Source organism: Kaarinaea lacus (assembly GCF_975902315.1).
The window spans coordinates 1-7,874 of record NZ_CDLKIE010000182.1; the positions used below are offsets into that span (position 1 = coordinate 1).

The following is a 7,874-nucleotide window of genomic DNA, read 5'->3' on the forward strand; positions in this document are numbered from 1 at the left end:
CTCACTTACTGGATCGGTAGAAGCATGGTAAAACTCAAATATTTTTCTCTGCCAAATTTGCTGTTACCGAAGCCGCTTGTCCCTGAATTTATTCAAAGTGATATCGTTCCTGATAAAGTTGGCAGCACCTTGCTAAGTTATTTAAATGATGATGCAAAGGTTCTGGAACTTGTGCAAGGATTTAATGAAGTACATTCCCAGCTTCAAAAAAATGCCAGTGAATCTGCTGCGGTAGCGGTAATGGATTTGCTCGAACATACAGGCTGACTATGGGTCAAGAAACCTTAACATATTATAGTGATGCTAAATTGATTGCAGGCGTTGATGAAGTGGGACGCGGGCCATTGGCGGGGCCAGTGGTGACAGCAGCTGTTATACTGGACGAACACAATCCGATTGAAGGATTGACTGATTCAAAAAAACTGACTGAGCAGCAACGAGAAAAATTTGCCGAAGAAATAAAGGAAAAAGCCATAGCCTGGTCATTAGGTAGAGCCGAAGTGCATGAAATTGATGAGATTAATATATTGCAGGCAACTTTGCTGGCAATGCAGCGCGCAGTGGCCGCGCTGACTCCAAAACCTGAATATGTTCTGGTCGATGGTAATCGTTGCCCAGAATTTCATTGTCCCGCTGAAGCTATTATAAAGGGGGATTTGCATGTTGCCGTGATCAGTGCTGCTTCTATTATTGCCAAGGTAGCGCGTGACCAGGAAATGCAGCAGCTCGACAAACAATATCCCGGCTATGGTTTGCAGAGTCATAAAGGCTATCCGACTAAAAAGCATATCGCGGCCCTGGAAAAGCTGGGCGTTACGCCCATTCATCGGCAGTCTTATGGACCGGTGAAAAAGTTACTCTGACGGGATCTGGTTTAGTTTCGAATGACGTGGTAAAAAAGTAGTACCTGCATTAAATTAATGCGGTAAGTCTAAGAAATCACAAGAAATATATCTTCTGTGTGCTATTTGATCGCCTTTCTAATCAACGCTGCAATTGGCGGTTTAATCGATGGTGGATATATTTTTTCAGACAGCCGTTCAAGAAAGATCCATCGATGATCGGTAGTGCAAGTCCCGGTAGAGAATCATGCTGATCGGGCATGAGATGGTGTAAAATGCTACTCACTCTTCACGGCTTTATGGTGCGCTAACGCATGGACCCAAAATTCGTTCATTTGCATGTTCATACCGAATATTCCCTGGTAAACGGAATCGTCCGTGTTAAATCTCTGGTAAATGCGACGAAAAATGCGGGAATGCCTGCTGTTGCAGTGACCGACCAATGTAATTTGTTTTCGATGGTTAAGTTTTACAAGGCGGCGCTCAGTGCAGGCGTGAAGCCGATCATTGGAGTTGATGTCTGGGTAGCCAACGACAAGCAGCCTAACCAGCCCTATCCACTTGTCCTGTTATGTCAAAACAACGCGGGATACCAGAACCTCACTCGCCTGGTTTCAAAAAGCTACACCGATGGCCAGCACAGCGGTATTCCAATATTAGATCGCGCATGGCTGGTTGGTGCCACCGAGGGATTGATTGCCTTGTCCGGTGGTGTCCATGGTGACATAGGACAGGCTTTACTTTCCAGTGATGCGGCCGAAGCAAAACAGTTGCTCAAACAGTGGGAAAATTTATTCCCACAACGTTTTTATCTACAACTGCAGCGCGTGGGTAAACCTCACGAAGAAGACTATATCCATGCTGCTGTTGATCTGGCACAACAAAGCGGTGTGCCCGTGGTCGCAACAAATGCTGTTCATTTTATTGAATCCAGGGATTTCGAGGCGCACGAAGTACGGGTTTGTATCCATGAAGGTCGTACTCTGGATGATTCGAGGCGACCGAAAAATTTCACAGCACAACAATACCTGCGGTCGCCAGAAGAAATGCTCGAGTTGTTTCAGGATATTCCTGAAGCTTTGCAAAATAGCGTTGAGATAGCTCGACGATGTAACGTCGAACTGTCACTGGGAAAAAATTATTTGCCGGATTTTCCAATTCCCGAGGGTATGACCGAAGACAGCTATTTCCGTCAACTGGCTAAAGAAGGTTTAGAACAACGCCTGGCCGTATTATTTGACACCCGTGATCCTGATTTTGGGAAAATACGTAAACCTTATGACGAACGCCTGGATATTGAACTCGATGTAATAATTAATATGGGTTTTCCGGGTTATTTTCTTATTGTTGCTGACTTTATCAAGTGGGCAAAAAATAATGGTGTTCCCGTAGGGCCCGGGCGGGGCTCGGGTGCGGGTTCACTGGTAGCGTATGCGCTGACCATCACTGATCTTGATCCGTTGAAATACGAATTGCTGTTTGAACGATTTTTAAATCCGGAACGGGTATCCATGCCGGATTTCGATGTGGATTTCTGTATGGAAGGTCGAGACCGGGTTATCGAGTATGTGGCCAATCACTATGGGCGTGAAAAAGTTTCCCAGATTATTACTTATGGGTCCATGGCGGCCAAGGCGGTGGTCCGCGATGTAGGGCGGGTATTAAGTCACCCCTATGGATTTGTTGATCAGATTGCCAAGTTAATACCGTTTGAGATTGGTATCACGCTGGAAAAAGCGTTGGAGCAGGAAGAAGCCTTAAAAGAGCGCTACGACAACGAAGAGGACGTGCAAGCGTTGATCGATATGGCGCGTTCGCTGGAAGGCATGGCGCGCAATGCGGGTAAACATGCGGGTGGTGTTGTCATCGCGCCGTCTAAACTAACAGACTTCACCCCGCTTTATTGTGAGCAAGGCGGTGGCAGCCTGGTTACCCAGTTTGACAAAGATGATGTGGAGTCTGTCGGCCTGGTCAAATTTGACTTTTTAGGCTTACGTACCCTGACAATCATTAACTGGGCGGTGCAAACCATTAATCGGCGCAAGAAAGCTAATCAGGAAGCGTTAATAAATATCGACACAATTCCCATTGACGATCCGGCAAGCTTTGAGCTGCTAAAAGACTGTGCAACAACCGCAATATTTCAGCTCGAGTCGCGCGGTATGAAAGACCTTATCAAACGCTTGCAGCCTGATAACTTTGAAGACATTGTGGCGCTGGTGGCTCTGTTTCGCCCCGGCCCCTTGCAATCGGGTATGGTGGATGATTTTATTAATCGTAAACATGGCCGTGCCAAAGTCGAATATCCTCACCCTGATCTGGAACCCATCCTGAAGCCCACATATGGTGTTATCCTGTATCAGGAACAGGTCATGCAGATCGCACAGGTGCTGGCCGGCTATACCCTGGGCGGTGCGGATTTGTTACGTCGCGCGATGGGTAAAAAGAAACCTGAGGAAATGGCCAAGCAGCGGGAAATATTTACCGAAGGTGCGGTAGCACGGGGCGTTGACCATAAAACCGCAACCCATATCTTCGATTTGATGGAAAAGTTTGCCGGTTACGGTTTCAATAAATCACATTCGGCAGCCTATGCGCTGGTTTCCTATCAAACGGCATGGTTAAAACGCCACTATCCAGCGGCATTCATGGCAGCAGTATTATCGGCCGATATGGACAATACTGATAAAGTTGTATCACTTATTGATGAGTGTCGCGCAATGAAACTCAAGGTGGTGTCGCCCAATGTGAATGTGTGTGAATACCAGTTTACTATTACTGATGACCATACGGTGCTCTATGGTCTGGGTGCGATCAAAGGTGTGGGTGAAGGTGCCATTGAAAGTATCCGCAACAACTTTCACGAACAAGGCAAGTTTGAAAACCTGTTTGAGTTTTGTCAGCGAATTGATCTTAAGAAAGCCAACCGCCGTACATTAGAAGCTTTGATTCGCGCCGGTGCGCTTGATGAGTTAGGCCCTAATCGAGCCACCCTGATGGCATCATTGACTACGGCACTTCAACTGGCAGATCAACAGTCTCGCAATACGGCGAGTGGTCAGGAAGATTTGTTTGGAACATTGGCCCCCTCCGATGCGAAGCCGGAACAGGTATCTTGTGAATTTGTCGATGCGCAGGACTGGGATGACGAAACACGTCTTAATGGCGAAAAAGAAACACTGGGCCTATATTTGACCGGTCACCCTATTGAACGCTACGAAACAGAGTTACAGGGAATTATTACTTCCAGGATCGCTAATTTGAATCCTACCAGTAATCAGACTATGACTGTCGCTGGTCTTATTGTTGCAATGCGTACCATGAATACCAAGCGTGGCGATAAAATGGCGTTTATTACCCTGGATGATCGAACCGGACGGGTGGAACTTGCCGTCTTTGCCGAGCCCTTTCAGCAGTACCGTGACATGTTGGCGAAAGATCGACTGGTCGTGGTAGAAGGTGATGTCAGTATTGATGATTATACTGGCGGAGTAAAAATGAGTGCACAAAAAATTTATGATATTGGTCGGGCGCGGGAAGCTTTCGCCTCGCGTTTACTGGTTACTGTCGACCATCAAAAAGCGGGAAATGGTTTTGTCAGTACGCTTGCCAAAGTGCTTACACCATTCAAGGATGGTCATTGCCCCGTCTATTTGCATTATCTTGGGTCTACGGCAAAGGCCAATATCCGCCTTGGAGATAACTGGTGCGTTCACCCCACAGATGAGTTAATACATCGATTAAATGAACTCGCCGGGGAAAGCAATGTTAGGGTAGAATATAGGCCGCAAAAAACGATTACACCGCGATTGGCTGAGCCAGCGGTATTTTAGTAAACGAATAAACCATAAGAACGTAACATATGAATCTGAACTTTTTAGAATTTGAACAGCCGATCGCGGAGCTGGAAGCCAAAATTGAGGAACTGCGTTATGTTGGCAGTGATGCCGAAATAAACATTTCTGAAGAGATTAGCAAGCTTCAGGAAAAGAGCCAGGCTTTAACAGAATCCATATTTTCCAGCTTGTCGCCATGGCAGATTTCGCAATTATCGAGGCATCCACAGCGACCTTATACCCTGGACTATATAGAGCGTATTTTTACAGATTTTGAAGAGTTGCACGGTGATCGAGTCTTCGCAGACGATCCGGCCATTGTCGGTGGATTGGCCAGGCTGGATGGCAAGCCGGTCATGATTATTGGCCAGCAAAAAGGGCGCGATACAAATGAAAAAGTGAGACGTAACTTTGGTATGCCCCGACCGGAAGGTTACCGCAAGGCCATGCGCCTGATGCAAATGGCGGAACGTTTCAAAATGCCGATCTTCACCTTTATTGATACACCCGGTGCTTATCCGGGTATTGATGCAGAGGAGCGCGGACAAAGCGAGGCGATTGCCCGAAACCTGCTGGTGATGGCTCAGTTAAAGACGCCAATTATTTGTACTGTCATTGGCGAAGGTGGTTCAGGTGGTGCCTTGGCAATCGGCGTCGGTGATCGCATAGCCATGCTGCAATACAGTACCTATTCCGTGATTTCACCGGAAGGATGTTCTTCCATATTGTGGAAAAGTGCCGAGAATGCATCTGATGCTGCAGAGGCAATGGGTATTACCTCACAGCGGTTAAAAGAACTCAATTTAATCGATCAGATAATTAGTGAGCCATTGGGCGGTGCGCATCGTGATGTTGACAACATGGCGAAGAATATCAAGAATTTTCTGGTGGAGAGCCTGGATATATTTGAACGCACCGCCCTGGATAAGTTACTTGAGCAGCGTTATGAGCGCTTAATGCAGTATGGCAATTTTTCTGATGCCTGATTATTTAGCGATGAATAAACCATAAAATGGCAGGCAAAGTTATTTCTGTTTCAGGTTTTTCTTCTTTATAACTAACACAGCATGCTGCGTTGCGCTTATGGCAATTACCACGCCACATTCCAAAGTAGTCCAGTCCGTATTAACGTGTTTAAAGCAAGCCGCTGATATAAAGCGCTACTGGATAGCGTACAGCGGTGGAATAGACTCTCACGTGCTGGTGCACGTCTTGGCCACACATCAGCATCATTTCGGTGATGTCAGGTTTAGCGCGGTACACATCAATCATGCCTTAAATCCTCAGGCGGACCAATGGGCAGAACATTGTCGCAAAGTCTGCGACGAGTTACAGATTCCTTATATTGATATCGATGTTGATGCAACGCCAGGACCTGGCGAAAGCCCCGAAGCCAGGGCTCGCGAAGCGCGCTACCAGGCAATTATAAGATTGATAAGAGAGGGTGACTGTCTTTTAACTGCGCATCACCAGGATGACCAGGTTGAAACGCTGTTACTGCAATTAATGAGAGGCAGTGGACCAAAAGGCCTGGCAGCAATGCCGCAAAGGACAAAATTTGGTACAGGCTATCTTGCCCGACCATTGCTTGGCGTACGCCGTGAAGATTTACATGCTTACGCGCTTGCCAACCAGTTGAAATGGATCAACGATGAGTCCAACCTGGACACAAAGTTTGATCGCAACTTTATACGACATGAAATTGTGCCCAGGTTGGCGCAACGCTGGCCCTCCCTGTCGCAAACCATCAGTCGGTCTGCCCGATACTGTGCGGAAGCCGTTGAGCTACTGGATGACGCTGCAGAGCATTATTTAAGGGAAATCAATCCTGATGAGCTTCCGTACCTGTCGGTCAGTAAATTGGTGGAATTAACAAAAGCCCAGCAGCGTAATGTGATTCGTCACTGGATCAATCAACATGACATGAATACACCGAGTAGTACACAACTGGAACAGGTAATTGAGCAGGTCCTGTCTGCCGCGCCGGATTCCATGCCTAAAGTAAGCTGGGAAGGCTGCGAAATTCGCCGTTATAGAGATCATCTTTATGTTCTGCCAACCCTGCAGCCATTCAATGTTGGGCAGGTCATTCCGTGGGATGTCACCAAACCCGTTTTCATTGAAGGTATCGGTGAGCTGAGCGCCATTTCCAGTGTCGGATCGGGCATTGCAAAAAAGTATATTTCGTCGGATAGCGTAAGCATTCACTTTCGGCAGGGTGGAGAGACAATTCAACCCGCGGGCAAGGATCAACACCATGCCCTGAAAAAGCTGTTCCAGGAGCAGGGTGTAGCGCCCTGGATTCGCGAACGCATGCCACTAATCTATATTAATGACCAGCTGGCAGCCGTGGGTGAAATGTTCATCAGTGAGGATTTTCAGGCTGTTGCGGGTGAAGATGGCTATATATTTCAATGGGAAAGCGGATTCGTGGCAAAAACTGCGCAAGTTACTGATTTATGATAAAATCCGGATTTTTGTCAGGTGGCGGTGAATGCAATGATGGCCATTACTTACGGTCATAGAGTTACCAGCCATAGCGTTACATTTTATAAATAGTATTTCTTATTATAAATAGTATTTCTTACCTATTCATACACGATAATTAGAAACTGATGGTGCCGGTTCGATATTGTTTTTTGATTTTGTTGGGGGGAATTCAAGCCGTTCATGCTGCTGCCGAAACCTCCGCAAAGCATCCCCACCCCATAAATCTGCCCGACAAATCCTGCGTGTCCTGTCATACACAAGACAGTGAATTTATGAAAGCCTTCGCAAGCAACCAGTCAAAATGCAGTAGCTGTCATGACTTAAAAAAAGCATCGAATAAAAACCCCGTAAACGTCGCAGCCGCACAGCCAGGTATTCTGAATTTAAAACAGGAACTCAAGCATCCTAAAGAAAAACTATCAGCCAATGCAGGCATGCAGTTTCCAATTTACTATAAAAGTAGTCGCCTTGGTGATGTGCCCAACAAGATGGTGTTAATTCCCGCCGGGAAATTCACAATGGGAAGTAATAACCGCTTGCCTGATGAAGGTCCTGAACATACCGTGACAATTGGTGCTTATTATATAGATATCTTTGAAGTTACCAATTTACAGTATAAGAAATTTAACGATGCAACCAGGCGTCGGTCACCGACTCATTTCCGCAACCGGACATTTCCGGAAGGCAAGGCAGATCATCCTGTAAC

Annotated in this window: 6 protein-coding genes; all 6 read left to right on the top strand. The window is 46.6% G+C overall.

Going from position 1 to position 7,874, the window contains the following annotated elements; translation table 11 throughout:
• The coding region (locus tag ACWVCM_RS05275) for a hypothetical protein (protein WP_455200673.1) at positions 1–267 on the top strand (267 nt) is incomplete at its 5' end.
• A 2-nt stretch (positions 268–269) separates the two neighbouring features.
• A complete protein-coding gene (gene rnhB, locus ACWVCM_RS05280; RefSeq protein WP_455200674.1) occupies positions 270–863 on the top strand; it encodes a ribonuclease HII in 594 nt (197 codons plus the stop codon).
• A gap of 293 nt (positions 864–1,156) precedes the next feature.
• Entirely contained in the window at positions 1,157–4,675 is a 3,519-nt protein-coding gene (gene dnaE / locus ACWVCM_RS05285; RefSeq protein WP_455200675.1) for a DNA polymerase III subunit alpha, read from the top strand.
• Between the two features lie 29 nt (positions 4,676–4,704).
• Positions 4,705–5,664, top strand: a complete 960-nt coding sequence (locus ACWVCM_RS05290; RefSeq protein ID WP_455200676.1) for an acetyl-CoA carboxylase carboxyltransferase subunit alpha — start codon at positions 4,705–4,707, stop codon at positions 5,662–5,664.
• Positions 5,665–5,761: 97 nt separating this feature from the next.
• A complete protein-coding gene (tilS, locus tag ACWVCM_RS05295; protein ID WP_455200677.1) occupies positions 5,762–7,141 on the top strand; it encodes a tRNA lysidine(34) synthetase TilS in 1,380 nt (459 codons plus the stop codon).
• Positions 7,142–7,323: 182 nt separating this feature from the next.
• The coding region (locus tag ACWVCM_RS05300; protein WP_455200678.1) for a formylglycine-generating enzyme family protein at positions 7,324–7,874 on the top strand (551 nt) is incomplete at its 3' end.

Coding starts and splice junctions, on each gene's coding strand:
- dnaE (WP_455200675.1), top strand. CDS start 1,157: ATGGACCCAAAATTCGTTCATTTGCATGTTCATACCGAATATTCCCTG.
- rnhB (WP_455200674.1), top strand. CDS start 270: ATGGGTCAAGAAACCTTAACATATTATAGTGATGCTAAATTGATTGCA.
- tilS (WP_455200677.1), top strand. CDS start 5,762: ATGGCAATTACCACGCCACATTCCAAAGTAGTCCAGTCCGTATTAACG.
- ACWVCM_RS05290 (WP_455200676.1), top strand. CDS start 4,705: ATGAATCTGAACTTTTTAGAATTTGAACAGCCGATCGCGGAGCTGGAA.